Origin of the sequence: Roseateles sp. (assembly GCF_031397715.1) — a bacterium.
Taxonomy (GTDB): domain Bacteria; phylum Pseudomonadota; class Gammaproteobacteria; order Burkholderiales; family Burkholderiaceae_C; genus Paucibacter_A.
Genome location: NZ_JANNMI010000269.1, coordinates 1 through 26,934, shown reverse-complemented (window position 1 = coordinate 26,934; position 26,934 = coordinate 1). Strand labels below are relative to the sequence as shown.

General features: G+C 64.5%; 21 protein-coding genes, 1 pseudogene and 1 riboswitch. Of the genes and pseudogenes, 9 read left to right on the top strand and 13 right to left on the bottom strand.

The window, feature by feature from the left end; all coding sequences use genetic code 11:
• Positions 1–68 precede the first annotated feature (68 nt).
• From RMO57_RS11905 to thiC, 4 genes are read right to left on the bottom strand one after another with little or no spacing between them, the layout of a single operon-like run.
• Positions 69–881 carry a thiazole synthase gene (locus RMO57_RS11905; protein ID WP_310386876.1) on the bottom strand — a complete coding sequence of 271 codons (813 nt, stop codon included), beginning with the start codon at positions 879–881 and terminating at the stop codon, positions 69–71.
• 5 nt (positions 882–886) lie between these two features.
• On the bottom strand, positions 887–1,105 hold the full coding sequence (thiS, locus tag RMO57_RS11900) for a sulfur carrier protein ThiS (protein ID WP_310386875.1): 219 nt from the start codon (positions 1,103–1,105) through the stop codon (positions 887–889).
• A complete protein-coding gene (locus tag RMO57_RS11895; RefSeq protein ID WP_310386873.1) occupies positions 1,102–2,169 on the bottom strand; it encodes an FAD-dependent oxidoreductase in 1,068 nt (355 codons plus the stop codon). Before RMO57_RS11895 ends, thiS begins: the two co-directional genes overlap by 4 nt.
• A complete protein-coding gene (gene thiC / locus RMO57_RS11890) occupies positions 2,166–4,028 on the bottom strand; it encodes a phosphomethylpyrimidine synthase ThiC (protein ID WP_310386871.1) in 1,863 nt (620 codons plus the stop codon). Before thiC ends, RMO57_RS11895 begins: the two co-directional genes overlap by 4 nt.
• Before the next feature lie 111 nt (positions 4,029–4,139).
• Positions 4,140–4,269, bottom strand: a riboswitch (TPP riboswitch).
• Between the two features lie 136 nt (positions 4,270–4,405).
• On the opposite strand from thiC, the gene RMO57_RS11885 reads away from it, so the two are divergent.
• The 3 genes and pseudogenes from RMO57_RS11885 to RMO57_RS11875 all read left to right on the top strand — a co-directional run bounded on the left by RMO57_RS11885 (position 4,406) and on the right by RMO57_RS11875 (position 6,204).
• Positions 4,406–5,131 carry a TonB family protein gene (locus tag RMO57_RS11885; RefSeq protein WP_310386869.1) on the top strand — a complete coding sequence of 242 codons (726 nt, stop codon included), beginning with the start codon at positions 4,406–4,408 and terminating at the stop codon, positions 5,129–5,131.
• Between the two features lie 171 nt (positions 5,132–5,302).
• Positions 5,303–5,425, top strand: a pseudogene (locus RMO57_RS22000) (pirin-like C-terminal cupin domain-containing protein); the annotation flags it as partial.
• Between the two features lie 74 nt (positions 5,426–5,499).
• A complete protein-coding gene (locus RMO57_RS11875) occupies positions 5,500–6,204 on the top strand; it encodes a transporter substrate-binding domain-containing protein (RefSeq protein ID WP_310386867.1) in 705 nt (234 codons plus the stop codon).
• A 1-nt stretch (position 6,205) separates the two neighbouring features.
• On the opposite strand, the gene RMO57_RS11870 is transcribed toward RMO57_RS11875, so the two are convergent.
• Together RMO57_RS11870 and RMO57_RS11865 are read right to left on the bottom strand one after the other, a co-directional pair.
• A complete protein-coding gene (locus RMO57_RS11870) occupies positions 6,206–7,555 on the bottom strand; it encodes a CHASE3 domain-containing protein (protein WP_310386866.1) in 1,350 nt (449 codons plus the stop codon).
• Positions 7,556–7,694: 139 nt separating this feature from the next.
• On the bottom strand, positions 7,695–10,130 hold the full coding sequence (locus tag RMO57_RS11865) for a heavy metal translocating P-type ATPase (protein WP_414896412.1): 2,436 nt from the start codon (positions 10,128–10,130) through the stop codon (positions 7,695–7,697).
• A gap of 1,216 nt (positions 10,131–11,346) precedes the next feature.
• Between RMO57_RS11865 and RMO57_RS11860 the strand changes: the two genes are divergently transcribed.
• The 3 genes from RMO57_RS11860 (at position 11,347) to RMO57_RS11850 (ending at position 13,453) form a co-directional block, all read left to right on the top strand.
• Positions 11,347–11,559, top strand: coding sequence for a hypothetical protein (locus RMO57_RS11860; protein WP_310386865.1), 213 nt, complete (start codon positions 11,347–11,349; stop codon positions 11,557–11,559).
• Between the two features lie 952 nt (positions 11,560–12,511).
• Complete coding sequence (locus RMO57_RS11855; protein ID WP_310386864.1) at positions 12,512–13,000, top strand: PEP-CTERM sorting domain-containing protein; 489 nt, start codon at positions 12,512–12,514, stop codon at positions 12,998–13,000.
• A gap of 261 nt (positions 13,001–13,261) precedes the next feature.
• Positions 13,262–13,453, top strand: coding sequence for a heavy-metal-associated domain-containing protein (locus RMO57_RS11850; protein WP_310386862.1), 192 nt, complete (start codon positions 13,262–13,264; stop codon positions 13,451–13,453).
• 85 nt (positions 13,454–13,538) lie between these two features.
• Here the strand turns inward: RMO57_RS11850 and RMO57_RS11845 are convergent, their stop codons facing one another.
• From RMO57_RS11845 to RMO57_RS11825, 5 genes are all read right to left on the bottom strand, one after another.
• Positions 13,539–15,701: a xanthine dehydrogenase family protein molybdopterin-binding subunit gene (locus RMO57_RS11845; RefSeq protein WP_310386860.1), complete on the bottom strand. Its 2,163-nt coding sequence runs from the start codon at positions 15,699–15,701 to the stop codon at positions 13,539–13,541.
• A gap of 2 nt (positions 15,702–15,703) precedes the next feature.
• A complete protein-coding gene (locus RMO57_RS11840) occupies positions 15,704–16,171 on the bottom strand; it encodes a (2Fe-2S)-binding protein (RefSeq protein WP_310386858.1) in 468 nt (155 codons plus the stop codon).
• Between the two features lie 102 nt (positions 16,172–16,273).
• Complete coding sequence (locus tag RMO57_RS11835) at positions 16,274–17,665, bottom strand: efflux transporter outer membrane subunit (RefSeq protein WP_310386856.1); 1,392 nt, start codon at positions 17,663–17,665, stop codon at positions 16,274–16,276.
• On the bottom strand, positions 17,662–20,823 hold the full coding sequence (locus tag RMO57_RS11830) for an efflux RND transporter permease subunit (protein ID WP_310386854.1): 3,162 nt from the start codon (positions 20,821–20,823) through the stop codon (positions 17,662–17,664). Before RMO57_RS11830 ends, RMO57_RS11835 begins: the two co-directional genes overlap by 4 nt.
• A gap of 15 nt (positions 20,824–20,838) precedes the next feature.
• Complete coding sequence (locus RMO57_RS11825) at positions 20,839–22,041, bottom strand: efflux RND transporter periplasmic adaptor subunit (RefSeq protein WP_310386852.1); 1,203 nt, start codon at positions 22,039–22,041, stop codon at positions 20,839–20,841.
• A 136-nt stretch (positions 22,042–22,177) separates the two neighbouring features.
• On the opposite strand from RMO57_RS11825, the gene RMO57_RS11820 reads away from it, so the two are divergent.
• Both RMO57_RS11820 and RMO57_RS11815 read left to right on the top strand, forming a co-directional pair.
• Complete coding sequence (locus RMO57_RS11820; RefSeq protein WP_310386850.1) at positions 22,178–22,882, top strand: TetR family transcriptional regulator; 705 nt, start codon at positions 22,178–22,180, stop codon at positions 22,880–22,882.
• A 229-nt stretch (positions 22,883–23,111) separates the two neighbouring features.
• A complete protein-coding gene (locus RMO57_RS11815; protein WP_414896413.1) occupies positions 23,112–25,367 on the top strand; it encodes a YgiQ family radical SAM protein in 2,256 nt (751 codons plus the stop codon).
• 4 nt (positions 25,368–25,371) lie between these two features.
• Here the strand turns inward: RMO57_RS11815 and RMO57_RS11810 are convergent, their stop codons facing one another.
• Together RMO57_RS11810 and RMO57_RS11805 are read right to left on the bottom strand one after the other, a co-directional pair.
• Entirely contained in the window at positions 25,372–25,635 is a 264-nt protein-coding gene (locus RMO57_RS11810) for a hypothetical protein (protein WP_310386845.1), read from the bottom strand.
• A 2-nt stretch (positions 25,636–25,637) separates the two neighbouring features.
• Positions 25,638–25,970: a phage holin family protein gene (locus RMO57_RS11805; RefSeq protein WP_310386843.1), complete on the bottom strand. Its 333-nt coding sequence runs from the start codon at positions 25,968–25,970 to the stop codon at positions 25,638–25,640.
• Between the two features lie 266 nt (positions 25,971–26,236).
• Here RMO57_RS11805 and RMO57_RS11800 point away from each other — a divergent pair.
• The coding region (locus RMO57_RS11800; protein ID WP_310386841.1) for a DUF3369 domain-containing protein at positions 26,237–26,934 on the top strand (698 nt) is incomplete at its 3' end.

Sequence of the window (26,934 nt, the reverse complement as noted above, 5' to 3'; positions counted from 1 at the left end):
GGCGCCGCCGCCGCTGTCGGTGCCGGCGACGCTCCAGATGATGGGCGGCTGCCGATCGTTGACCCAGCTCATCGCGTGCTTCCAAGCAGGAAGGCATGGCCGCCGACCGGCGTCGACGGCACGGCAAAGTCTTGGGCGCTCATCAGGCCGGCCCGCCAGCCCTGACGGCCGGCCTGCACGGCATCTCGAAAGGCCGCGGCCATCAGCACCGGGTCGCGCGCCTGCGCCACCGCCGAGTTCAGCAAGACCGCGTCAAAGCCCAGCTCCAGCGCCCGCGCCGCATGCGATGGCGCGCCCAGGCCGGCGTCGACGATCAGCGTCGCATCGGGCAAGCGCTCGCGCAAGCTGCGCAAGGCGAAGGGATTGATCAGGCCCTGGCCGGAGCCGATCGGCGCGCCCCACGGCATCAAGACCGCGCAGCCGGCGTCAGCCAAGCGCCGGCACAGCACCAGGTCATCGGTGCAATAGGGCAGCACGGTGAAGCCTTTGCTGACCAGCTCGCCGGCAGCCAGCAGCAGCTCGAAAGGGTCGGGCTGCAGGGTGTGTTCGTCGCCGATCACCTCCAGCTTGATCCAGCTGCTGCCGTACAACTCACGCGCCATGCAGGCCAAATTGACCGCCTCGCGGGCGCTGCGGCAGCCGGCGGTATTGGGCAGCAGGCGCGCACCTTGGGCCTGCGCGGCGGCCAGGGCCATGGCTATAAAGCCGTTGTCACCGGCCTGCAATGTGCGCTTCAGTCCTACCGTCAGCACCTCCGTTTGCGAGGCTGCAATCGCCTCGGCCAGGGTCTGCGGACTGGGGTAGCCGGCGCTGCCCAGCAGCAGGCGGCTGCTCAGGGCGACATCGCCAATCATCCAGGGGTCAGGTCTTGCTTGCGTCATCGCTATCAGCCTCCAACAATCGGTTTGAACAGCAGCACCTGGTCACCGTCCTTCAGCAAGGCTTGGGCGCGGGCCTCGCGGGCGACGAACTGTCCGTTCAGCGCGGTGGCGACGCTCTCGGGCGCTAGGCTCAAAGCGCTCAGCAGCTCGGCCAGGGGCGTGGCGGGTTTGACTTGCTGCAGCTGCCCGTCCAGCGAGACATTGATATTTTGCGTGTCGTTCATGGAGTTTCCAGATCGGCCAAATCGGCCAAATCGGCCAAATCGCTGAGTAGCAGCAGCTCTTGCACCAAGGCCGGCGCTAACAGCCAGCCATGGCGGTACAGGCCGTTGAGTTGCAACAGACCCGGTTGCGCCAAGGCGCGCGGGCGGTTGTCCGCCAGGGCGGGGCGCAGATTGACGTCTAGCCGTTCGATGCGCGCCTCGGCCAGCGCCGGCATCACGCTGTGCGCGGCCGCCATCAGCTCAACCGCCGATTGCAGGCTGACGGCGCTGCGGTCCTCGCTCTCGATTTCGCTGGCGCCCAGCACCAGTTGATGTTCGCTGCGTGGCAGCAGGTAGACGCGGTGGCGCGGGTGCAGCAAGCGCACCGGCCGACTTAGGCCATGCTCAGCCAGGCTCAGCGTGATGACTTCGCCGCGCACACCGCGAAGGCCGGCGAGCTGCGTTTTGGCGCCCAGGCCGCGCGCGTCGACGACCCAGTCGAAGCGCAGCTCCTGACCGTCGGCCAGGCTCAAGCGCTGCGGCGCCACCGCGGCCACCGCCGTGTCCCAATACCAGCGTGCTTGGGCACCGGCATGCAGCGCCGCCATTGTTGCCAGTGGGTGGATATAGCCTTCGCCGGGCAGATGCCAGCCGCGCAGGCCGCGCAGCAGGGTCGGCTCCAGTGCCTGCAATTCGGCCTCGCTCAAGGCTTGGGCGGCGGGAAAGCCGCTGACCTGCAGCCGCGCCAATACCCGCTCTGCCGCGCCCAGATCCTGCCGATGGGCGAGCAACAGGCTGCCGTCTATCTTTAGCGTTATCTGCTGGGTCAACCGCTGCGCGATCAAGGGCCACAGGCGCAACGATTCGAAACCGCGCGCTGCCACTGCGGGCTCGGCCGTGTCCAGTTCGGCCAGCGGGCTGAGCAGACCGGCGGCGCTGAAGGCGGCTGCGCCCTGGCCGTCAAAGCGGGGCTCCGGGCCGGGTCCGCTGTCATACACGCTGACCGAATGGCCCGCGCGGCCCAAGGCCCAAGCGAACAAGCGCCCGACCAGCCCGGCGCCGGCTATTCCAATCGCCAAACTCATAGCGGCTGAATCGGGATGTAGAGCTCGCTCCCCCGCGCCTTGAACTCGGCGCTCTTTTCTTCCATCCTTTGCGCCATCTCCGCCGTGTACTCGCGCACATCCTGGGTGATCTTCATCGAGCAAAACTTCGGCCCGCACATCGAACAAAAATGCGCGACCTTGGCGCTGTCCTTGGGCAGGGTTTCGTCGTGGAAATCGCGTGCGGTTTCGGGGTCGAGGCCGAGGTTGAACTGGTCGGTCCAGCGGAAGTCAAAGCGCGCCTTGGACAAGGCGTCATCCCGCGCCCGTGCACCCGGATGCCCCTTGGCCACATCGGCCGCGTGGGCGGCGATTTTGTAGGCCATCAGCCCGGCCTTGACGTCATCGCGGTTGGGCAGGCCCAGGTGTTCCTTGGGCGTCACATAGCAGAGCATCGCGCAGCCGAACCAGCCGATCATCGCCGCACCAATGCCCGAGGTGATGTGGTCATAGCCGGGCGCGATGTCGGTGGTCAAGGGGCCCAGGGTGTAAAACGGCGCCTCGTCACAGTGCTTCAACTGCTCGGTCATGTTCTGTTGGATCAGGTGCATCGGCACATGGCCGGGGCCTTCGATCAGCGTTTGCACGTCATGCCTCCAAGCGATCTTGGTCAGCTCGCCCAGCGTGCGCAGCTCGGCAAATTGGGCCTCGTCATTGGCGTCGGCCAAGCTGCCCGGGCGCAGGCCGTCACCGAGCGAGAAGGTCACGTCATAGGCCTTCATGATCTCGCAGATCTCTTCGAAATGCGTGTACAAAAAGTTCTCCTTGTGATGCGAGATGCACCATTTGGCCAAGATGGAGCCGCCGCGCGAGACGATGCCGGTGCGGCGCTTGACCGTCATCGGGATGAAGGGCAAGCGCAGGCCGGCGTGGATGGTGAAGTAATCAACACCTTGCTCGGCTTGCTCGATCAGCGTGTCGCGGAACAGCGCCCAGGTCAGGTCTTCGGCGACGCCGCCGACCTTCTCCAGCGCCTGGTAAATCGGCACCGTGCCGATCGGCACCGGGCTGTTGCGGATGATCCAGTCGCGGGTGGTGTGGATGTTGCGCCCGGTTGACAGGTCCATCACCGTGTCGGCACCCCAGCGCGTGCTCCAGACCAGCTTCTCGACTTCTTCTTCGATCGAGGACGTGACCGCCGAGTTGCCGATATTGGCGTTCACCTTGACCAGGAAGTGACGCCCAATGATCATCGGTTCCAACTCGGTATGGTTGATATTGGCCGGGATGACGGCGCGGCCGCGCGCCACCTCGTCGCGCACGAACTCGGGCGTGATGACGGCCGGGATGCTGGCGCCGAACGAGTTGCCGCGCAGGCGTGCCTCGCGCTCGGCGTCTTGCTGGTATTCCCGCATCCACTCTCTCGACAAGTTCTCGCGGATGGCGATGTACTCCATCTCGGGTGTGATCAGGCCACGCCGGGCGTAATGCATCTGGGTGACATTCGCCCCCGCCACGGCGCGGCGCGGCTGGCGGCGCAGGCCGGCGCTCATCTGCAGCAGCGCTGTCTGTTGGGCTTGCTCGCGCAGGCCGTCGTCGAGCAGCTGGATAGCCCGGCCTTGATACAGCTCGGTGTCGCAACGCGCTGCGACCCAGGGCGTGCGGGTAGCGGGCAGGCCGTGGCTGACGTCGATAGCCGCTGAAACATCGGTGTAGGGGCCGGAGCAGTCGTAGACGCTGACCCGCTCGCCATTGCTCAGCGCAATCTCGCGCATCGGCACCCGCAATTCGGGGTGGCGCTCGCCGTGTAGATAGATTTTGCTGGAGCCGGGCAGCGGTGTGCGGGTCAACTCCAGGCTGCTGCTCAGACTGTTCAGGCCGGGTTCGGTGATGCTGTTCATGGGATCGGTTCTCGCGTTGGCTGTGAAGCGCTGCGAGGGCCGGCTTGAACACGAGGATGTTTGGGCGCTGCGAGGAGGCCGACCGCCCAGGCCCGGAATTCGGGCTCAGGCAAGTTGTGGGCGGGCTCTTCTTACGCCGGTATCAACCGGATCAAGTTCAGCGGGTCTATGGCTTCCACCACATCTCAGCCCGGCGCATAACGAATTAGCTATACGCAGCAGGGCACCCCGGAGCGAGTCGCGAGTATAGATGTGATTTATTTCTCCAGTTCTGGGCCTCACTACGGGCAAACCCGCAATTCATCCAGGGGGGTGGGCTGCCTACACTGCGAGGCTTGGCGTAGCCGTGTCGCGCCCTCTACATTGGAGAGTTCTTCATGCGTGGACGCGATTGCTGCGTGCGGTCTGGCCTGCTGGCCTTGCTGCTGGCTTCTATAGGCTGGGCCGGGTCTGCGCGGGCCCAAGCCGCTACCGTTACTGCGACCAAGCCCGAAGCCAGCACCGAGCTCAGCGCCGAACAGCGGGCGCAGAAGCAGGCCGACAAGGTGTTTACTTTTATCAAGCTGCAGTCGCTGAAGCCAGCCGCCAAGCGCGCCGCGCCAGAACCCGCGGTGGCAAGCGTTCAGGTCAAGGTGGCACCAAAGCCGCAGGCCAAACCGGCGCAGGCTCCCACCACCACCACCACCACCAACGCCAACGCCGATGCCGATGCCGATGCCGATGCCGATGCCGAGCCGCCTTTGCCTGCAGCGCAGCCGCCGGCGACTCTGTTGGCCGCCGCCAGCCTGGGTGCCGCCAGCGTACAGCCCGAGTTGTTGCCGCAGCCGCAGGCCGCGCCGCCCGCAGCGGAGCCACCGGCCCTGCAGTTGCTGAGCAAGGTCGAGCCCGAAATCCCGCGCCAGTTGCAGGCCGACTTCAAGGGCGGGTCGGTCACCCTGCGCTTCATGGTGCAGACCGATGGCTCGGTAACGCAGGCACAGGCGCTGCAGTCGACCCATCGCCGGCTGGCTTTGGCCGCCATCACCGCCGTCAATCAATGGCGGTTTGCGCCGCTGCCGGCGCCGCGCGAGGCCACGGTTGATATCGCGTTTGCACTCGAGTAAGTCCTATTCCAGTGGCCCAGGGCAAGCCGACAAGGCCGTTGCCACTGCCTCCAAAAAAACCCGCGTGCGCAGTGGCATCAGGCGCCGCGTCGAGCAGGCCTTGCCCGACCGCCATAACGTCTTCGTCTAGGTGTACCGGGGCGGGCTGCAGTTTGACGGCGGCCGCCCGCCGTCTTGGTGGCGGGCAAGCCCTTGCAAGAACCGATTGCCCAGCACGGCCCGTTCGTGATGAACACGCAGGCCGAGTTGATGCAAGCGGTGCGCGACTTTCAAGCCGGCACATTGGCGACATAAAAAGTCGTTCGCAGCCCAGAGACTCAGGCACCCAGCAGCTATCCTTGGCGCCTTGGTTTCGTTAGGCCCTGCCCATGCGCGCTGCGCTGCTTTGCTTCTTGCTGAGTCTGTCTGGCCTGCCGGTTATGGCGGCGGCGCTGCGCTTTGCGGTCGACACCAGCATCTCGCTGCCCTATGCCAGGTTTGAAGGCGGCGAGCTGAAGTCCGGGCTGAGCTTCGAGCTGGGCCATGCGCTGGCCAAGCGCCTGGGTCGCGCGGCGCTGTTTGTGCCGGTCGCGCGCAAGCGCATCAGCCAGGCATTGGAGAGCGGTCAGGCCGATCTGATTTGTGGTTACGCGAGCGGCTGGTTACCGGGGCCGTTTCAGTGGAGTCGTCCGCTGGCCCGGCATGAGGAATTGTTGATCACGCGCGCCGACGCGCCGGCACCGCAGCATGTGGCTGAGCTCGCCGGGCAAGCGATCGGCAGCGTTGCCGGCTTTCGCTATCCGGCGCTGGAGGCTCAGCTGGGCAAGGATTTCATTCGCGACGATGGCCCCGATGCCGAAGCCTTGCTGCGCCGCCTGGCTGCCAAGCGTATTGCGCACGCCGTCGTCAGCCGCAGCTATCTGAACTATCAACGTGTGGTCGTCGGCTTCATGCTGCCCCTGCATCAACCCTTGCTGCTGGAGCAATCAGAGCTGCGCTGCGCCTTGTCGATGAAGGCTGATTTGAGTCTGCGGCAGCTGGATGAGGCTTTGAGCGAGCTGCAAAAAGCCGGACCTCTGCAGGTGCAGTTTTGAGCTAAACCGGCAATTGCGGCAATTGCGGCAACTGGGCCGACAGCAGCGTGCCACGGCCCGGGCTGGAGGCCAGCTTCAGCGTGCCGCCCTCGGCCGCCACCCGGTAGCGCATGCCCACCAAGCCATGCGAGGAGGGTGGCTGTTGCGCAGGGTCGAAGCCGATGCCGTTGTCGCTGACCTCCACCCGAGCCTGGCCGTCCACCACCTCCAGCGTCAGGCTGACGGCGCTGGCCTTGGCATATTTGGCGATATTGGTGAAGGCCTCCTGCACCATGCGGTAGACGGTCAGCTCGGCGCGCGGCGACAGGCGCACTTCGGCCAGAGTGATGCGCACCGGCAAGTCCAGCCGCTTGGCAAATTCCCGCGCCTGGAGCTCCAGCGCCGGCAGCAGGCCCAGATTGGTCAGTGAGGACGGGTGCAGGTCCTCGATGATGCGGCGCTTCAGCGCGATACCGCTGTTGAGCATCTCGACCAAGTGAGTCATCCGCTCCTGCTGCTCGGGCGCCAGCTTGGGGCGGATGCGGGCGGCGTCGAGCTTGGCCGCGGTCAGCAAGGCGCCCAGCTCATCATGCAGTTCGCGCGCCAAATGGCGGCGCTCGTCTTCACGGGCGGTTTCCAAATGGGTGGCCAGCTCGGTCAGCTCGGCGGTGCGCTGGGCCACATCAACCTCCAGGCGGTCGCGCTCGGCCTTGATCTCGCCGGCCTGGCGCCGACCCTGCTCGGCCAACCGGTGCGACTGGCGCAAATACATGGCCAGGGCCAGCAGGCTGATGACCGTCATCGCCGCCACGCCAAGACGGCTCAGCAGCAAGGCCGCGTGGACTTCCGCACGGCCCTGCAAGACCCGCTCACTTTGAAGGTAGAGCAATTGCTCGGCGCGGCTGCGAATCAGCTCCATTTGGTCGCGTCCGATGCCGGCCTCCATCAGCGCCAGCGCGGCGTCAGGTCGGCCGGCCTCCTGGCGCTTCAATACCTCGGCCAGCTCGCCCATCTTGGTGCCGACGGCGAGTTCGAGTTGTTGATGCAACTGCAGCGCCACCGGGTCAGCGCGCTCGGTCAAATGAACCTTCAAGTCTTTCAATGAGCGCTGCAGGTCGTCATTGGCTTCCTCGTACGGCGCCAGATACTCGCGCCGCCCGGTCAGCAGATAGCCGCGCTGGGCCGTCTCGGCATCGACCACGCGCGCCTTGATGCCATACAGCAGCAGGCGGGCGCGCGCCATCTGCACCAACTGATCCAGAGTGTCTTGCGAGCGCCTGTAGCTGCCTTCGCTGATGACCAGCATGGCGGCGGCAACCAGCCAAGCGAGCAGAAAGACCAAGCTGCCATTTTTGGGACGGGGGATCCTCATGCGCCGAACTTCTCCGAAATTTTCCTATCAGTTTGTATGCGGACGCCGCTTCGACGCATACAGCGCAGCCGGCGCCTGCAAGCCGGATCGGCAATATGTTAACCAAAGCCGCCTGTTTGCCCCTTGACGCTGGCTCGCATCAAGCCTTGGCGCGCCAGCGCTTCAGCAACAAAGCGTTGCCGACCACCGACACGCTGGACAGCGCCATCGCGGCGCCGGCGATCACCGGGTTTAGAAAACCAAACGCCGCCAGCGGGATGCCGATCACGTTGTAGGCAAAGGCCCAGAACAGGTTTTGCCGAATCTTGGCGACGGTGCGGCGCGACAAGTCAATCGCCTGCGCCACCAAGGCCGGATCGCCATGCATCAGCGTGATGCCGGCGGCGGCCATTGCCACATCGGTGCCGGTGGCCATGGCCAGGCCCACATCGGCGGCGGCCAGCGCCGGCGCGTCGTTGATGCCGTCGCCGACCATGGCGACCCGTTGGCCACCACCACCATCACCCTGAGCTTTCAGCTCGGCGACGATGCGCGCCTTGTCCTCGGGCAGCACCTCGGCGCGCACATCATCAATGCCCAGCTGCTGGCCGACCAGGGTTGCGCTGCCGCGGTTGTCGCCGCTGAGCATCACCGACCTGATGCCCATTTTGTGCAGAGCCTGGACGGCGGCGGCGGCGCTCGGTTTGATGTCGTCGCCAAAGGCCAACAGGCCGAGCAGGCGCGGCGCGCTGGCGATATCAGCCAGCCAGGACACCGTGCGGCCCTGTGCTTGCAGCGCATCGGCCTGCGGCTGCAGCGCCAGCAGCTCGATGCCCAACTCCTGCATGAAGCGGCTGCTGCCCAGGCGCAAGGCCATGGGGGCCAGGTCTGGCCCGCTCAGCGTTGCCGCCACGCCCCGGCCGGCCACTGCCTGCATGTCCAGCGCCTTCGGGACGGTCAGCCGGCGCGCGCCTGCGGCCTCGGCCACCGCGTGGGCCAGCGGGTGTTCGCTGCCGGCCTGCACGGCGGCCGCCCAACTCAGCAGCTGCGCCTCGTCGACGCCGGCCGCCGCGTGCAAGGCCAGCAGCTGCGGCTTGCCGACCGTCAGCGTGCCGGTCTTGTCGAAGGCCACGATATCGATCTTGGCGGCCAACTCCAGCGCCTCAGCGTCTTTGATCAAAATGCCGTGCCGCGCGGCCACCCCGGTGCCGGCCATGATGGCGGTCGGCGTGGCCAGGCCTAAAGCGCAGGGGCAGGCGATCACCAACACCGCCACCGCATTCAGCAGCGCTTGTTCCCAATTGCCCTGTGCAAAGCCCCAGCCCAAGAGTGTGGCCAAGGCCAGCAAGATCACCACCGGCACAAAGACGGCGCTGACCTGATCGACCAAGCGCTGAATCGGCGCCTTCTTGGCCTGCGCCGACTCGACCATGCGCACGATGCGCGACAAGGTCGACTCCGCGCCCAGCGCGGTGACGCGCAGCAACAGCAAGCCTTCGCCATTGACGGCGCCGCCGACCACCTTGTCGTGAACAGCCTTGGCTACGGCCAGGCTCTCGCCGGTGATCAGCGACTCATCGACATGCGAGGCGCCTTCCAGCACCTCGCCGTCGACCGGGATGCGCTCGCCCGGCCGCACCACCACCTCGTCGGCCAGGCGCAGCTGACCCAGCGGCAGCACTTCCTCTTGGCCGTTGCGGCGCACGCGGGCGGTGTCGGGCTGCAGTTTTTTGAGGGCGCGGATGGCCTCGGTGGTTTGTCGCTTGGCCCGCGCTTCCAGCCATTTGCCCAGCAAAACCAGGGTGATGACCACGGCCGCCGATTCAAAGTAGAGCTGCATGCTGTGCGGCCCGCGCAGCCACAGCTCGTAAACCGACAAAGCAAACGCCGCGCTGGTGCCCAGGGCGACGAGCAAATCCATATTGCCGCTGCCGGCACGCAGCGCCGCCCAGCCGGCCTTGTAAAACCGCCCGCCCAGCCAAAACTGCACCGGCAGCGTCAAGGCGAGCTGCCAATAGCCATTCAGCATCCAGTGCTGACCCAGCAGCATGCCGGCCATGGGCAGCACCAGCGGCGCGCTCAGCAGCGCGGCGACAAGCACCGGCCAGCCGCTGTGCTGCCAGCTCGGCTTGGGCGCTGAGGAGGTGCTTTCAGCACCATCTGCCAAGCGAGCCTCATAGCCGGCCTTGGCGATCGCCGCGATCAGCGTTTGCGGTTCGACCGTGCTGAGCATGCGCACGCTGGCCGTCTCGGTGGCCAGATTGACTTCGGCCGACAAGACACCGGGCATTTTGAGCAAGGCGCGCTCGACCCGGCCCACGCAGGACGCGCAAGTCATGCCGCTGATTTGCAGGCTTAGGCTTTGCTCCGGCAGGCTATAACCGGCCGCCTCGACGGCGGCGCGCAACAGCGGCAGCGTCATCTCGGCGGAGCCGCTGACGCTGGCCGCCTCGGTCGCCAAGTTGACTTCAGCGCTGCTGACGCCGGGCACGCGCAGCAAGGCCTTCTCCACCCGCTTGACGCAGGAGGCGCAGGTCATGCCGGCGACGGGCAGGGTGAAAGTCTGGGGGTTAGACGTCTTCGAGGGATTCATCATGGCTGGATGCTAAGGCTTGCCACGATGGGCAGGTCAAGCCTCGCTCGAATCTCAGGTCGATCTGCTTCGTCTGATTTGGTTTACCCGCACGATGCCGGGAGTTCGTCCCGGCGGCCGACCCCCTTCTCTTGTCTCGCCAAGAGACGAGGGCAATAGAAGGCGCTCAGCCGCTGGTAGGCGTCTGATCCTTCGGCAGCCGTCGCAAGCGATGCTTGCTCGGTGCTGCCTCAGACCCTGCCGCATGGCCCTGCGGGTCCGCTCGGTCACAAGACACTTGCAAGCGCCTTTTCCTTCGCCAGGCGTCAGGCAAGCCACTCGGCTTGCATTCGGGCCGGGCTCAGTGCGTCGAATTTACCGGGCCGCGCCCAATTCGTTGTGCGCTCTAACGGCCGCTACGCTCAGACAGGGGGCGCGAAGCCAGTCGTTGAAGTCGCTGCGCGACGCCCGGCAAATTCTCCGCTCTTCGCCCATGCAGAAGGCGCGAGCACCAAAGAACACGGCTCGCTGCGCGTCGCCTTGATGGGTGCTGCACTGCGCGCTTGCGTCGCGCAAGCCTTTGCCGGGAGGGTCACGTCTTGCATATACATTCAAGGCCTGACCCCGAACCGCGAACCGAGGAAACCGGGCCCACAGGCGATCAGGCGTACTTGGGCAGCCGCCACCCAGTTATCCTGCGTCGCCGGCAAAAAGGCAGAATCTCAAGGCCTCATTTATTGCAGGCACAGCCTCCGCCGGAATGGCAAGTATCCGACCGGGCTATGCAAGTATTCCCGCATGCCTTGCCGGTGCTGCAGACCTTGCAACACGCACCGCCACCATCGTCGTCGCCGCCACCACCGCAGCCGCTTATCAAAGGGACCGACGCAGTGACGACCATGGGCATCGCAAGGAGCAAGATTCGAAGCAAACGGAGGATAAGGTTCATGGGTTAGATCCCTGGGAAATATATTTTCTATTCGCCGGAACGGCTAGTTAGGAATATTTTGGCTTGTTAACATGACAGTCGAAAACTGGGAACCAGGGCATTCGGAATCGGGGTCCGGATCCGGGGTCAGTCCTTGCCATTTGCCTACCTTGACTGAAATAGGCAAAAGTCAAAGACCGACCCTCGCGTTCAACCCGCGCGTTCGTGTTGGTCGCGGAGAAGTCGGGGCGAACGCTCCGCATCGTGCTGGACGATGGGATTTGGGTGACCTGACCCTCCGGCGGTGTTGAATTGGCAAAACGCACGCTGACCCAGCTCTACAACCAGCGCCCAGCCTGGCTGGCGCAAGCACACGCGGCGCTGGACAAGGCCGTGGCTGCGGCTTACGGCTGGCCGGATGTCGACCCTGGCGCGTTGGCAGACGACGAGGTGCTACGGCGGCTGTTGGCGCTGAATCTGAGTCGAGCTGCGGCGGCGACTGGATCCCCGCCTTCGCAAAGGTGACGGGCGGGACCAGCAAAATTTATAGGCAAAGCCTGACCCTCGCGTGGGCGCGCTTTGCGATCTTTGCGTCCTTCTGTTTCAAATTTCCCAGATGAGCACGGTCGTCAGCCCGAACCTCAACAGTTGCACGCCTTCTTCAGCCCGGCGTTTGAATTTGCACCACAGCCTTTGGGGCAAATGCCTTGGGGCGATTGCGCACCTTGCTGGCGAAGGTGAAGATGGCCGACACCGCCCTGTTGCACGCCCAGGCCCGCCTAGACAAGGGCTGGAGCCGCACGCTGCCGGAGTGGCAGTCAGCATTCATCCCCTTCATCCAGGCTAGAAAATTCCCCACGCAGATCAACCAAGCTTGGCCTTGCAAAAGCTGTCCCAAACGGCTCGCAAAAGTAAAAGGAAAATTTGAGCCAGGATGGAGGGGATAAAGGGGATGAATACAGCTCCGGCGCGGATGAGGTCGATGATCAGATCCCCGCTGAAACACAACCGGCGAGGGTCGGGATGAAGGGGATGGGCTCAGTGCGGTGGGCGCTCAGCAATGGGCTACGGTAGCGCAATCCATCAGGATCAGGCTCAGGCTCCTGCTCAGGCCCCTGCTCAGGCCCCATGAGGCGCCAACAGTTGTGCCATGGGCCGGTTTCTGCAAGACGGGAGACCTGAGTGCGCCGGATAAACCGGCAAGGACTAAAGGGCGCAAGTCCCACCCAGCAAAGAAATAGCGATTCGTGTTGCCCCCGAGTCATGCGTGGCGCGCCGTGAGGTGCATGGCGAAGCGTTGACAGGGGAAGTGTGTTCAACGTGCTGCGATGGCGCGTGTGGATCAGGGTAATCACCCCCCACGAACGAGCCTTGCTTTGCCCTTGCGATGTCGGGGCCGCAACTTCTACCATGCAGTGGTCGGATGCCTGCCAGTTTGGCTAGATGGTCCGACGTTAACCATCCAACTGGAGAAATCATGCTCAAACTGAAACATGCAATTGCAGTCGCGTTGACGGTTGTCTGTGGCGCGGCTTCGGCAGTGCCGGTCTATGTCGGGAGCTGGACTGTGGACGCGGGTCCGAGTTGGACCAGCGTTCCCCTTGCCTATACCGGGCAGGAGGCCGCAGCGCTCCTGTTCGGCGGGTCGGCGGCGATGTACTCAATCTCGACGATCGACAGCCTGGCGGCGAACATCGACAACATGGCGTGGGTCAGCACCTGGGGCGGGGCTTGCGGCACCACATTCCCTTGCGGAACCAAGGTTGCCGAAGGCTACTCTGTGAGCACGGGCGGCTTGTACGTGACTTTTGGCGACACGTCGGCCTACGTCAACGATTGGGCCACCGGCTCCACGTACACCAACTTCGCATTTGCGGTGCCGGAACCCGAGACCTATGCATTGATGCTGGCGGGTTTGGTGGCAGTGGGCGCGGTTGCGCGGCGCCGCCGGCCGAGCGCGCAGTAAGGTCTGCGCGAGCCGCGCTGCGTCGCGCAGCGCTGCCGGCAAGTGTGGGGATGAACCGCAGGGTTCGTCCCCATTTTTTCGTGCGGCCGAGGGTCAGGTCTGCCACCTTGCATTCTGTCGAACCTGTGGGTCGCCGGGCCTGAGTGCGCTCCACTTCACAGTTCGGAGGCAGGTTTCAAAAAAACCCGGCAAGACCTGACCCTCACGCACCGCCCACTCGCCGGTTTATGCTCAGTCCTGTTCAACCAAAAGGCCCCCACCATGTACGAATTCAAACTCCCCGATATGACCTGCGGCCATTGCGTGGCGGCCATCACCAAGCTAGTGGCGGCCGTGGATGCCGAGGCCCAGCCGCTGTTTGACCGCGAGGCGAAAGTCTTGCGGGTCGAAAGCGAAAAAGGCCGCGGCGTGTTCGTCGCGGCCTTGACAGAAGAAGGCTATCCGCCCGCTTGATGGAGCCCCCGCCCGAGCCCTGCTCGGTCTGCCCCCCGAGGGGGCCAAGTCGTCCTTGGGGCGGCCCGGCGAACGTCTTGAGGAGTTAGGCTTTCTTCAGCAAGCCGATGTCGATCGGCAGCGTCCGCACCCGCACCCCCGTGGCGGCAAAAATCGCGTTGGTCAGCGCCGGGGCCAGCGGCGGGGTGCCGGGCTCGCCGATGCCGCCGGGGGCTTCCGTACTCGGCACTATATGCACTTCGACCTTTGGCATCTCGCTCATGCGCACGACCGGGTAGTCATGAAAATTGCTCTGCTCGACGCGGCCGTCTTTGTGCGTGATCTTGCCGTACAGCGCCGCTGACAACCCATAGCAAATCGCGCTCTCGATCTGGTGCGTGATGGTCAGCGGGTTGACCGTCATGCCGCAGTCAACCGCTGCGACGACGCGGTGCAGCTTGGGCGTGCCGTCTTTGGCGATCGAGATCTCGGCCACCTCGGCCACATAACTGCCAAAGCTCTCGGCCACCGCAATGCCCCGGAAGATGCCCTTGGCCGCCGGTTTGCCCCAGCCCGCCTTAGCAGCCGCCAACTCCAGTACCGCCCGCAGACGCGGCTGCCCGGCCAACATCTGCAAGCGAAACTTCAGCGGGTCGGCCTTGGCCGCATGGGCCAATTCATCGACAAAACTCTCCAGAAAGAAGGCGTTTTGCGAATGCCCGACCGAGCGCCAGAACCAGACCTGCGGGCCGGGCTCGGCCTGACCATAGGCGACGCGCTGATTGGCGATCTCGTAATGATGATCGGCCAGGCCTTCGACCGCCATCGAGTCGACGCCGCTGGCCGGCAGCTTCATGAAACCGGAGCCGGCCATGATGGAGGGCGAGCCGATGTCGGCGCGAAGCAAGCTGACGCGGCCTTTATCGTCCAGCGCACCTTCCAGCTTGACCACCGAGGCGGGGCGGTAAAAGCCCGCCGCCATATCGTCGTCGCGCTCAAAGATCAGCTTGACCGGGCGGCCGCTGAGCTTGGACAAGAGCGTGGCGCTGATGGTGAAGTCATGCGCAAAGCGGCGCCCGAAGCCGCCGCCCAGCAGGGTGGTGTTGACCTGCACCTTGTCCGTCGGCACGCCGGCTATTTTTGCGACGATTTGCTGCGTCGGGCCCGGCCCCTGCGTGCCCACCCACACCGTGGCCGCACCGTCGCGCACCCAGGCGGTGCAGTTGAGCGGCTCCATGCAGGCGTGCGCCAGATAGGGCACTTCATAGGTGGCCGACAGTTGTTGCGCGGAGTTGGCGGCGGCGTCTTTGAGATTGCCCTTGTCCACCGCCACGGCACTGGTATTGGCGGCTGCATCCAGCAGCATGGCCGAGACCTTGGCCGTGGACAGCTCGGCGCCCAGGCCGGCCCCCAAATCCCACTGCACATTCAGCGCTTCGCGGCCCTTCTTTGCGGCCCAAAAACCCTTGGCCAAAACGGCCACGCCGTTGTCCAGCGCGATCACGTGGCTGACGCCCTTGACCGCGCGTGCCGCCGCCTCATCACTGCTTTTGACCTTGGCGCCGGCCACCGGTGCGCGCGCCATCACGGCCACCAGCAGCCCGTCCAGATGGGTGTCGATGCCGAACTGGGCTGTGCCGTTGACCTTGGCCGCGCTGTCCAGGCGGCGGGTGGGCTTGCCCAGGATCTTGAAGTCTTTGCTGTCCTTCAGCTTGGGCGCGGCCGGCACGGCTTGCTGGGCCGCGCTTTCCACCAGCGCACCGTAGGCGAGCTTTTTGCCGCCCGGGCCGATCACATGGCCGCGCTCGGTGCGCAGCGTGGCCGCATCGACCTTCCAGGCCTGCGCCGCCGCCGCCACCAGCATCTCACGGGCCGCCGCACCGGCCTGGCGCAGCGGTGTCCAGTGCGCGCGCACGGTGGTGCTGCCGCCGGTGGCTTGCATACCGAACATCGGGTTGTTGAAGGCGGCGTCGGCGGGCGCTTGCTCAACGCCGACCAGCGCCCAGTCGGCGTCCAACTCTTCGGCCACGATCATCGGCACGGCGGTCAGCACGCCTTGGCCCATTTCGGCCGAGCCACAGAGGATGGTGACGCGGTTGTCCGGCGTGATGCGCAGCCACGCACTCGGCGCAAAGGTGTTGCTCGCCGACTGGGCCGCCGCGCGCTTGGCGGCCAGTGGCAGGGCGAAGGACAGGATCAAGGCGCCGCCGGCGCTGCTCTTGAGGAAGCCGCGGCGGGTCGCTTGCAACTCAGTTGCGGTGGTGTCCATGTTCAAGCCCCTTTCTTCAGCGTGGCGGCGGCGTCATGAATGGCGGCGCGCACCTGGTTGTAGGTGCCGCAGCGGCAGATATTGCCGCTCATGGCTTGGTCGATGTCGGCGTCGCTGGGGGACTTCTTGGCCGCCAGCAGCGCGCAGGCACTCATGATCTGGCCGCTTTGGCAGTAGCCGCATTGCGGCACATCGATCTTGACCCAGGCGGCCTGAACCACCTTGCCGGTCTTGCTGGCGCTGATGCCCTCGATGGTGGTGATCTTCTTGCCCGCCGCGGCGGACAAGGGCAGGCTGCAGGCGCGCACCGGCTGACCGTCCAAATGCACGGTGCAGGCACCGCACAAGCCCATGCCACAGCCAAACTTGGAGCCGGTCAATTGCAGGTCTTCACGCAAGGCCCACAGCAGCGGCATCTCGGGGTCGGCGTCCAGGCTGGTGGCCTTGCCGTTGACGTTCAAGTGAATCATCTCAACTCCTTCTGAGCTTCAATCGGTGCGGGCCGGTGCGGCCACAGGCGAGCCCGCAGCATACCCAAATAGAGGCCGGACGGCTGGCCTGGCCTCAGTGCTTCAACTCGGATTGACGCCGCCGCCCAAAGCCTTGTACAGCTGCACATTGTTCAGCAGCAGGCCCAAGCGGGTTTGCAGCAGCGCTTGCTGCGCGGCGTAACTGGCACGTTGAGCGTCCAGCAGCTCCAGGCTGTTCGACGCGCCATTGTTGAAGCGCAGCTCGACCAGCCGCAGGCGCTCGGCCTCGGCGCGCGCTTGCTCGACCTGCGCCAGCGTCTGCTCGCCATAGGTGGCACGGCCCGCCAAGGCATCGGCCACCTCACGGAAGGCCTGCTGCACCGTCTTTTCATACTGCGCGACCGCGATCGCTTGCGCGGCCTTGCTGGCTTGCAGATTGGCCTGGTTGCGGCCGGCGTCAAAAATCGGCAGCAAGGCCTGGGCGCCCAAGCTCCAGACCGTGTTGCTGAACAACTGCGACAGCTCATTGCTGGCTGTGCCCAAGCTGGTGGTCAGGCTGATGGACGGGAAGAAAGCCGCCCGGGCCGCGCCGATATTGGCATTCGCCGCAATCAGCAATTGCTCGGCCTGCAAGACATCGGGGCGCTTGGTCAAGACCTCGGACGGCAGGCCTGCCGGCAGCTCGAACACCTGGGCTGCGGCCAGCTGCTGGCCACCCGTCAAGTCAGCGGGCAGCGGCTGGCCGAGCAGCAGGACCAAGCCGTTTTCACTTTGTTCACGCTGGCGCTTGGCCTGCGCCAAGCTGGCGCGCGCCGACGCTGCGGCTGACTCGGCCGAACTCAGGTCCAAGGCCGAGCCGGCGCCGCCGTCAAACTTCATCCGCGTCAAACGCAACGTGTCCTCACGGGCTGCTACCGTCTGGCGCGCCAATACCAGCAACTCCTCATCGGCCTGCAGCGCCAGATAGCTGGAGGCCACGCCGGCCACCAGGCTGATCTGCGCGGCGCGGCCGCCCTCGGCGCTGGCCAGGTAACGCGCTAGTGCGGCGTCACTCTGGCTCTTGACCCGGCCGAACAAATCGAGCTCGAAGGCGCTGACCTGCAGGCCGGCTTGGTAGTTATTACTGCTACTTCCGCCATTCCCATTCGTGTTGGGCTGACGGTTGGCGCTGAGGCCGGCGTTGAGCGTCGGCAATCGGTTGGCTTCGGCGACCCGCGCCAAGGCGCGTGCCTGCTCGACATTCAGCAAGGCCACGCGCAGATCGCGGTTGTTCTTGAGGGCCAGCGCAATCAGCTCGCTCAGCTTGGCGTCACTGGCATAGAAGCTCTGCCAGGGCAAGTCGGCGGCGCTTTGCTCGCCAGCCGAAGCATGACTCCAGCTAGCGGCCATCGGCGCTGCCGGCCTGTTGTGCTCAGGCGCCAGGGACATGCAGGCGCTGAGCAGCACAGCGCTCGCTGTCGCGATCAAACCAGGTGAAAAACGGCGGCGAATCATTGAGCTTGCTCCTGAGCTGGGGCCGCGCCGACATGATGTTGGGCGCTGAGTCGGCGTTGCCGCTCGGTGCCCGGGAAGATGCGCCGCACCACCAAGAAGAAGACGGGCACGAACAAGACCGCCAGCACGGTGGCCGAGATCATGCCGGCCATCACGCCGGTACCGATGGCGCGCTGGCTGGCCGAGCCCGCGCCGCTGGCGAATACCAGGGGCATAACGCCGAGAATAAACGCCATCGAGGTCATGATGATGGGGCGAAAACGCAGATGGCAGGCGTGCAGAATCGATTCGATCAGGCCCATGCCCTCGGCCTGCAAGTCCTTGGCGAACTCGATGATCAGGATCGCATTCTTGGCCGACAAGCCAATGATGGTGATCAGGCCCACCTTCAAAAACACGTCATTGGGCATGCCGCGCAGCGACACGCCGGCCAAAGCACCCAGCAAACCCAGCGGCACCACCAGCAGCACCGCCAGCGGAATCGTCCAGCTCTCATACAGCGCGGCCAGGCACAAGAACACCGCCAGCAGCGAGAACACCAGCAGGATGGTCGCCTGTGAGCCCGAGAGCTTTTCTTCGCGCGACAGCCCGGTCCACTCATAGCCGATACCCGCCGGCAGCTTGGCCGCCAGCTGCTCCATCTCGGCCATGGCCGCGCCGGTGCTGAATCCCGGCGCCGCGCTGCCGCCGATGCGCATCGCCGGGTAGCCGTTGTAGCGCACCGCCTGCATCTGGCCGCTGGTCCAATGCGTGCTCGCGAAAGCCGACAGCGGCACGCTCTTGCCTTGGCTGTTGTTGACGTTGAGCTTGAGCAAGTCCTCCGGCTTCATGCGTGCGGCGGCCTCGGCTTGCACGATCACGCGCTGCAGCCGTCCGCTGCTCGGGAAGTCATTGATATAGGCCGAACCGAGCTGGGTGCCGATCACCGCGGCCACCGACTCATAGGCGACGCCCAAGGCATTCGCCTTTTCGCGGTCGATCTCGACTTGCAGCTGGGGCGCGTCTTCCAGGCCGTCCGGCCGCATGCCGGTGATGACCTTGCTTTTGGACGCCATGCCCATCAGCTGATTGCGCGCATTCAACAAGGCCTCATGGCCGAGGCCAGCGCGGTCCTGCAAGCGCAGGGCAAAGCCCGAGGCCGTACCCAGCTCGGGGATGGGCGGCGGCGAGAGCGGGAAGATGAAGGCATCGCGCACCGCCATCATCGCGCCGAAGGCACGGCCGGCCAGCGCCTGCGCGCTGTGCTCGGGGCCGTGGCGTTCGCTCCAGGGCTTCAGCGGCACGAACACCAGCGCGGCATTCTGGCCCTGGCCCGAGAACGAGAAGCCGATCACACCGACGGTGGCCTGCACCTCGGGCTGCTTGAGCATGTAGTCTTCCACCTGCTTGACGGCAGCCTCGGTGCGGTTGGTCGTGGCACCCGGCGGCAGCTGCACATTGACGATCAAGTAACCCTGATCTTCATTGGGCAGGAAGGAGGTCGGCATACGCACATAGAGCAAGCCGACGACGGCGACCAAGGCGACATAAATAATCAAGACACGTCCGCTGCGCCGCAGCAGCTTGGCGACCCAACCTTCATAGCCCTTGGCGGTGCGCGAGAAGCCGCGGTTGAACCAGCCGAAGAAACCGGTCTTGGCGTGCGCATGGCCGGCCTGCACCGGCTTGAGCAGGGTGGCGCACAAGGCAGGGGTTAGGGTCAAGGCCATCAACGCCGACAACAGCATCGCCGCCACCATGGCGAGCGAGAACTGGCGGTAGATATTGCCGACCGAACCGGCGAAGAAGGCCATGGGCACGAACACCGACACCAGCACCACGGTGATGCCGATGATGGCACCGGAGATCTGCCCCATTGCCTTAGCCGTGGCCTCCAAGGGCGACAGCCCCTCCTCGTTCATGATGCGCTCGACGTTCTCCACCACCACGATCGCATCGTCAACCAAGATGCCGATCGCCAGCACCATGCCGAACAGTGTCAACACATTGATGGAAAAACCCATCACCAACATGATGGCAAAAGTGCCCAGCAGCGCGATCGGCACCACCAGGGTCGGGATCAAGGTGTAACGCCAGTTCTGCAGGAACAGATACATCACCAGGAAGACCAGCACGATGGCCTCGATCAGCGTCATCACGACCTGCTTGATCGAGATGTCGACGAACTTGGACGAGTCGTAGGGGATCTCGTACTTGACGTCCTCGGGGAAGTAGCGCTGCAGCTCCAGCATGCGGGCCTTGACCGCAGCGGCGGCCGCCAGCGCATTGCCACTCGGTGCGAGCTGGATGCCGATGCCAGTCGAGGGTTTGCCGTTCAGGCGCGAATAGGAGCCATAGCTCTGGCCACCCAGCTCGATGCGCGCGACGTCCTTGAGGCGCACGCTGGAGCCGTCGGCGTTGGCGCGCAGCACCACGTTCTGGAACTGCGCGGCACTTTCCAGCTGACCCTTGACCACCACGGTGGCCGACATGGTCTGACTCGATAAGTTCGGCAGATCGCCGAGCGTGCCGGCCGGCACTAACGCGTTCTGATTGCGGATCGCGTTATTGACTTCGGACGGGCTGATGTTGAAGGCGAGCATCTTGGCCGGGTCCAGCCAGATGCGCATCGCCCGCTCGGTGCCGAACAGCTGGGCCTGGCCGATGCCGGGCAGGCGCTGGATCTCGGGGATGATGTTGCGCGAGGCGTAATCACCCAGTTGCACGGGGTCCAGCGTGCCCTGCTTGGACGATAGCGTGACGAACAAGAGGAAGTTGTTGCGCGCCTTGTCGATACGCACGCCCTGCTGCACCACGGCGGCGGGCAGACGCGGTGAGGCGCGGCCCATGCGGTTCTGGATCTCGACCTGCGCCAAGTCGATATTGGTGCCGGGCTCGAAGGTGACGGTAATCGCCCCGGTGCCGTTGGCTTGGCTGACCGACTCCAGGTAGGCCAGGCCGGGCGCGCCATTGAGCTCCTGCTCGATCACGGAAATCACGCTCTCGTCCAGCGTCTTGGCGGAAGCACCGGGATAAACGGCGCTGATAACCAGGGCGGGCGGCGCCACGGTCGGGTACTGGGCGACCGGCAGTTTGGTGATGGCGACCGCGCCAAACACCAAAATGAACAGCGCAATCACCCAGGCAAAAATCGGTCGATCAATGAAAAAACGTGCCATTGCGTGACCCTCGGCTTATTTGCTTAAAGGGCTGGCAGCCGAGGCAGGTGCGCTGGGTCCCCAAGGCACCGGCGTCACCGGCGCGCCGGGCACAAACATCTTCTGTAAGCCATCAACGATGACTTGCTCGCCCACCTTCAGGCCGTCCAGCACCACCCATTGATTGCCGGCCGCCTGGCCAATCTTGACGATGCGCTGCACGGGCTTGTTATCAGCGCCAATCACCAGCACCGAGTCCCCCTGGTTGCCGCGCTTGACCGCTTGTTGCGGCAGCAAAATCCCGGCCGGCAATTCGGCCTGCGCCAAGCGCACCCGCACATATTGGCCGGGCAAGAGCTGACCCTCGCCATTGGCAACTTCGGCCCGCAGCATCACTTGGCCGGACGTCGGGTCGACGCTCAAGTCGGTGAACAACAAACGGCCGGCTTGTTTGAGCTCACTGCCGTCGTCCAAGACGACACGAACTTCCGCGCTGGGCTCGCCGGCTTTGGACGCCAGCTTGCGCAACTGCCCGGCCTGCAGTGCCCGGCGCATTTGTTGCACCTCGTTGGCGCTCTGGGTGAAATTGACGAACACGCTGGAGGTCTGCTGAATCAGCGCCAACTGAGTGGCCTCCGCCGCGCTGACCAGCGCACCCTCGGTCACCAGCGCGCGGCCAATGCGGCCCGCGATCGGTGCCGTCACATGGGCGTAGTCCAGGTTCAGCTTGGCGCCGGTGATGGCGGCCTTGGCAGCGGCGACATCGGCTTCGGCCGAGCGGGCAGCGGCGACCGAAATCAGGTACTCCTGCTGCGAGATGGCCCGGCCGTCATACAGCGGCTTGTTGCGCTCGGCTTGTGCCGCTGCTTGGCTTAGATTGGCCTGTGCCTTGGCCAGATTGGCTTGGGCGCTGTCCAGCGCAGCCTGGTAGGGCGCGGGGTCGATCTGGAACAAGGCCTGGCCGGCGCGAACCTCAGCCCCTTCAGTGAACAAGCGTTTGAGCACCACACCGCCGACACGCGCTCTGACTTGGGCCGTGCGCAGCGCCTCGACGCGGCCGGGCAACTCGGTCTGCAGGGCCACCGCCTGCTGCTGCGCAACGACCACGCCGACCTGCGGTGGTGGTGGCGAACCGCCGCCGGCCGGTTTGTCGGCACCGCCGCCACACGCACTCAATGCAGCGGCCACGGCGATGACCAAGGGGATCAAATAAAGCGCCCGCGCGCCATGACTCAGCATGCGCGGGACAGGGGATGGGGATGTGGGCGTCATAAGGCTTAGAAGAAAAAAGTGGGCAGGGCTACCGAACAGGAATGGCTCGCATTCTATACATACATTCACGCATGTATGTTAAATGAACTAAAATCCTGTCACGATGGCTAGAAAAACCAAACTCGAAGCACAAGAAACGCGCAACAGCTTGCTGGATGCGGCGGAGTTGCTGTTTCAAGAACGCGGCGTGTCGCGCTGCTCGCTGCAAGACATTGCGCTGGCGGCTGGCGTCACGCGCGGTGCCATCTACTGGCACTTTCAGGACAAGGCCGAGCTCTTCAACGCGATGATGGAGCGCGCCACCATGCCGCTGGAAGAGGGTATGCAGCCGCCCAGCGCCGAGGCCAGCTGCCTGACACTGGCCGAATTGCGCTGGGGTTTGGTGAACGTCTTCCACACGACGATGCACAACGAACGCACCCGCCGCGTGTTCGAGATTGCGATGCAAAAGGTCGAGTACAGCGGTGAAATGCAAGCCCTGCAAGAGCGCAAGCTGGCCTCGCACCGCGAATGGCGCGAGCAGAATCGGGCCGCGTTTGACCACGCCATCCATTTGGGTCAGCTGCCGGCCGGGCTTGACACCCGCGTCGCTGCGGTGGCGCTGGTGGCCTTGGTGGACGGTTTGCTGCACCAATGGATGATGGATCAGAGCTCGTTCGATTTGCTCGCTGTGGGCCAGACCTCGGTGGAGGGTTTCCTGACCGGTTTGGCCCTCAATGCTCGAACCCTGCTGCCACCGATGAGCGAGCAGGACCATGCTCGACTGGGCAAAGAAGGCATCTGCCGACGCAGCAACGAAACGCGCTGAATTCACGCATGGGCTTTTGCTAAGCCCTTGATTTTTACCGGCAATCAGCGGGTTTGTCCTAAGTCAGGGACAATTGCGGGTTGCTCGCTAAAGAATTGCCGCCGTGTCCGCACACCCAACCCTCACCGCACCGAGACCCGCCATAGCCGCCAAGGCCTTGACCGCCTACCGCCCGTTCTGGGCCAAGCGTTTCGGTCATGCCCCTTTTCTGCCCATGAGCCGGGCCGAGATGGAGCAGCTCGGCTGGGATTCCTGCGACATCATCATCGTCACCGGCGACGCCTATGTCGACCACCCGAGTTTCGGCATGGCGGTGATTGGCCGCACGCTCGAAGCACAAGGGTTTCGCGTCGGCATCATCGCCCAGCCCGATTGGCAGAGCGCCGAGCCCTTCAAGGTCTTGGGTAAACCGAATCTATTTTTCGGCGTCGCCGCCGGCAATATGGACTCGATGATCAACCGCTACACCGCCGACCGCAAGATCCGCAGTGACGATGTCTACACGCCCGGCGGCCAGGGCGGCAGCCGGCCCGACCGCGCCACCCTCGTCTACACCCAGCGCTGCAAAGAAGCCTGGAACGACGTGCCGATCGTGATCGGCGGCATTGAGGCCTCCTTGCGCCGGATCGCCCATTACGACTATTGGAGCGACAAGGTGCGCCGCTCGGTGCTGGTCGACTCCAAGGCCGATCTCTTGCTGTACGGCAACGCCGAGCGCGCGATTGTCGAGATTGCCCACCGCCTGGCTGCGAGGCAAAAGATCGAGAGCATCACCGACGTGCGCGGCACCTCGTTTATGCGTCGCACCGACGATGCGACCTCGCATGAATGGTTCGAGCTGGACTCGTCCTCGGTTGACCTGCCCGGCCGCATCGATGCGCACATCAGCCCCTATCAGACGATCGAAGAGACCGCCACCGACAAGGCCGCCGCCTGTGTGACCGGCCAGGTCAAGGCTGAAGACGGCTTCAAGACGATCAAGATCGTTCGCCAAATAGCGGCACCCCTGATCGGCAAGATCCAACTGCCAGACCGCGCTCGCACCGTCGTGCGCCTGCCCTCTTATGAGCAGGTCAAGAGCGACCCGGTCTTGTACGCCCACGCCAACCGCGTGCTGCATCTGGAAACCAACCCCGGCAATGCGCGCGCCTTGGTGCAAAAGCACGGCGAGCGCGATGTCTGGATCAACCCGCCGCCGATCCCTCTCACAACGGCCGAGATGGACCACGTGTTCGATCTGAACTATGCCCGCTCGCCGCACCCGCGCTATGCCGACGAGAACGGCAGCCACGACCATGCGACCAAGATCCCGGCCTGGGAGATGATCCGCTTCAGCGTCAACATCATGCGCGGCTGCTTCGGCGGCTGCACCTTCTGCTCGATCACCGAGCATGAGGGCCGCATCATCCAGAGCCGCAGCGAGGACTCGGTGATTCGCGAAATCGAGGAGATGCGCGACAAGGTCAAGGGCTTCACCGGCGTGGTCTCCGACCTCGGCGGGCCCACCGCCAATATGTACCGCATCGGCTGCAAATCGCCCGAGATCGAGGCCGCCTGCCGCAAGCCGTCCTGCGTCTATCCGGGCATCTGCTCCAACCTCAACACCAACCATGATCCGCTGATCAAGATGTACCGCCGCGCGCGGGCCTTGAAAGGCGTGAAGAAGATCTTGATCAGCTCCGGCCTGCGCTACGACCTGGCGATCCAGTCGCCGGAGTACGTGAAGGAGCTCGTCACGCACCATGTCGGCGGCTATTTGAAGATCGCGCCCGAGCACACCGAAGGCGGGCCGCTGTCCAAGATGATGAAGCCCGGCATCGGCGCCTACGACAAGTTCAAGCAGATGTTTGAGCAGGCCAGTGAAGAGGCGGGCAAGAAGCAGTACCTGATCCCGTACTTCATCGCCGCTCACCCCGGCACCTCGGACGAGGACATGATGAACTTGGCGGTCTGGTTGAAGAAGAACGGCTTCCGCGCCGACCAGGTGCAGACCTTCTACCCCAGCCCGATGGCCACCGCCACGGCGATGTATCACACCAGCAAGAACCCGCTGAAGAAGATCACCCGCAGCGCGGAGACCAGCGAGACCGTGGACATCGTGCGCGGCGACCGCCGCCGCCGCCTGCACAAGGCCTTTTTGCGCTATCACGATGCCAATAACTGGCCGCTCTTGCGTGAGGCGCTGCAAACCATGGGCCGCGCCGACTTGATCGGTAACGGCAAATACCATCTGATCCCGACCTACCAGCCGGTCACCGACGGCGCTTATGAAAGTGCGCGGCGCAAGAACTCGACGCCGACCGGCGTGAGTAAAGCGGTCGCCGTCAAACCGCGGCCGGGCCAGATCCTGACCCAGCACACCGGCCTGCCGCCGAGGGAAACCGGTACCCCGGTTCGCCACAACGGCTCACGGCCGGCGCCGCGCAGGGCGACTTCCACCACCACGGTCAGCACCGGCGTGCGGCGCCCTCAAACGAGGAAGTAGTGGATCAGGGTTTGGCCCGCAATGCGCTGAGCAAACGGCCAAGCCGCAGGCCGAGTTGAGTGAAGACCAAGAGCCTGCCGAGAAAACCGGGGCGTTTGAGCCCGGCCGCCAAGATGAGGGCCCCGGCCAAGCCACCGGCCGCGCCGACCCAGCCCATCGGGCGTGCCAGTTGTGCGGCCTCGGTCCGCAGGGCGGAACGAAGCTCGATATTGCGCAGACGCAGGGCCAGTTGACGCTGCTTCAGCTGATTCAATTCACGGCTGAACATGGTCAAGGCTCCAGGGCGCCACGGTCGCGACCCAGCTCGGCCACCGTGCCGGCGAAGGCCCCGCCCGCCATGCTCAATTGACGACGCGCGCGCCGCCAGTAAAGGCAAGCCAAGGCCAGATAGAGCAAGCCCAGGGCCAAGGCCGTCAACCAGCGCCAAGTCTCCGGCGTCAGCAGCAAGGCACACAGACTCAGCATGCCCAGTGCAGCAGCAGCCATCAACAGCGCCAATAGCGATTGCGCCAGCACGCTGAATAGCCTGAGCTTCTCGGCCTCCAATTCCAGTGATAGCTGCTCGACGCGTATCTGCAGCATTTCGATGCTATGGCTCAGCATGCGTCGCAAAGAAGCCAACAGGCCAGTTGCCGGTGCCGCTGGTTGTTCGTTCCCTGGCCCGCGCTCTTGCTCGGTTGTCATACCTGATTCTCCAAAAAAAGTTCACACCGCGCTGTTCGGCGGATCAATGCTGCTGCAAATCGTCTATAACCGCAAACAATGTCATCCAGTGCGTTGCTTCATAGGCAAGTACTCTGATGGTGGCAGGGCGCAAATTGAAATACTCTAATGCTATTGTCATTCCATCGGCTGGAGCACACGCCCTCATGCGCGAGACAAACAGTCAGGCCAAGTCCGATCACCAGGACGAAGACGATTTATTGGAATTTTTGGATGACCCGGAACCGGGCGATGCCAGCGATCACCTGTCCAGCCCGCCGTGGCGGGTTTTGATCGTTGACGACGATGCCGACGTTCACAAGGCCACCGAGCTGGCCATGCAGGGCTTGTTGGTCGAGGGTCTGAGCCTGAGCTTTTTGCACGCCAGTTCGGCGGCCGAGGCCAGGCAGGTGCTGGCCAGCGAAAGCGATCTCGCTGTCGTTTTGCTCGATGTCGTGATGGAGTCCGAAGACGCGGGCCTGCAGTTGGTGCGCTTCATTCGTGACGACTTGCAGCTTGGCGCCGTGCGCATCATCTTGCGCACCGGTCAGCCCGGTTATGCGCCCGAGATCGAGACGGTGCAGGCCTATGACATCAATGACTACAAGACCAAGTCCGAGCTGACGCGTACGCGGCTCTACACGGTGTTGACGGCGGCGATCCGCTCTTACCGGCAGATCTGCGCGCTGGACTCGAATCGACGTGGCCTGGAGATGATCGTCGAGGCCAGCACCGAGCTGAGCCGATTGCGCGGCCTGCACCGCTTTGCCGAGGGCGTCGTGACACAGCTCTGTGCGCTGCTAGGTATCTTGCCCGAGGGTTTGGTGTGCGCGCAGATGGAGAACGACGCCAACGCCGATGTGCG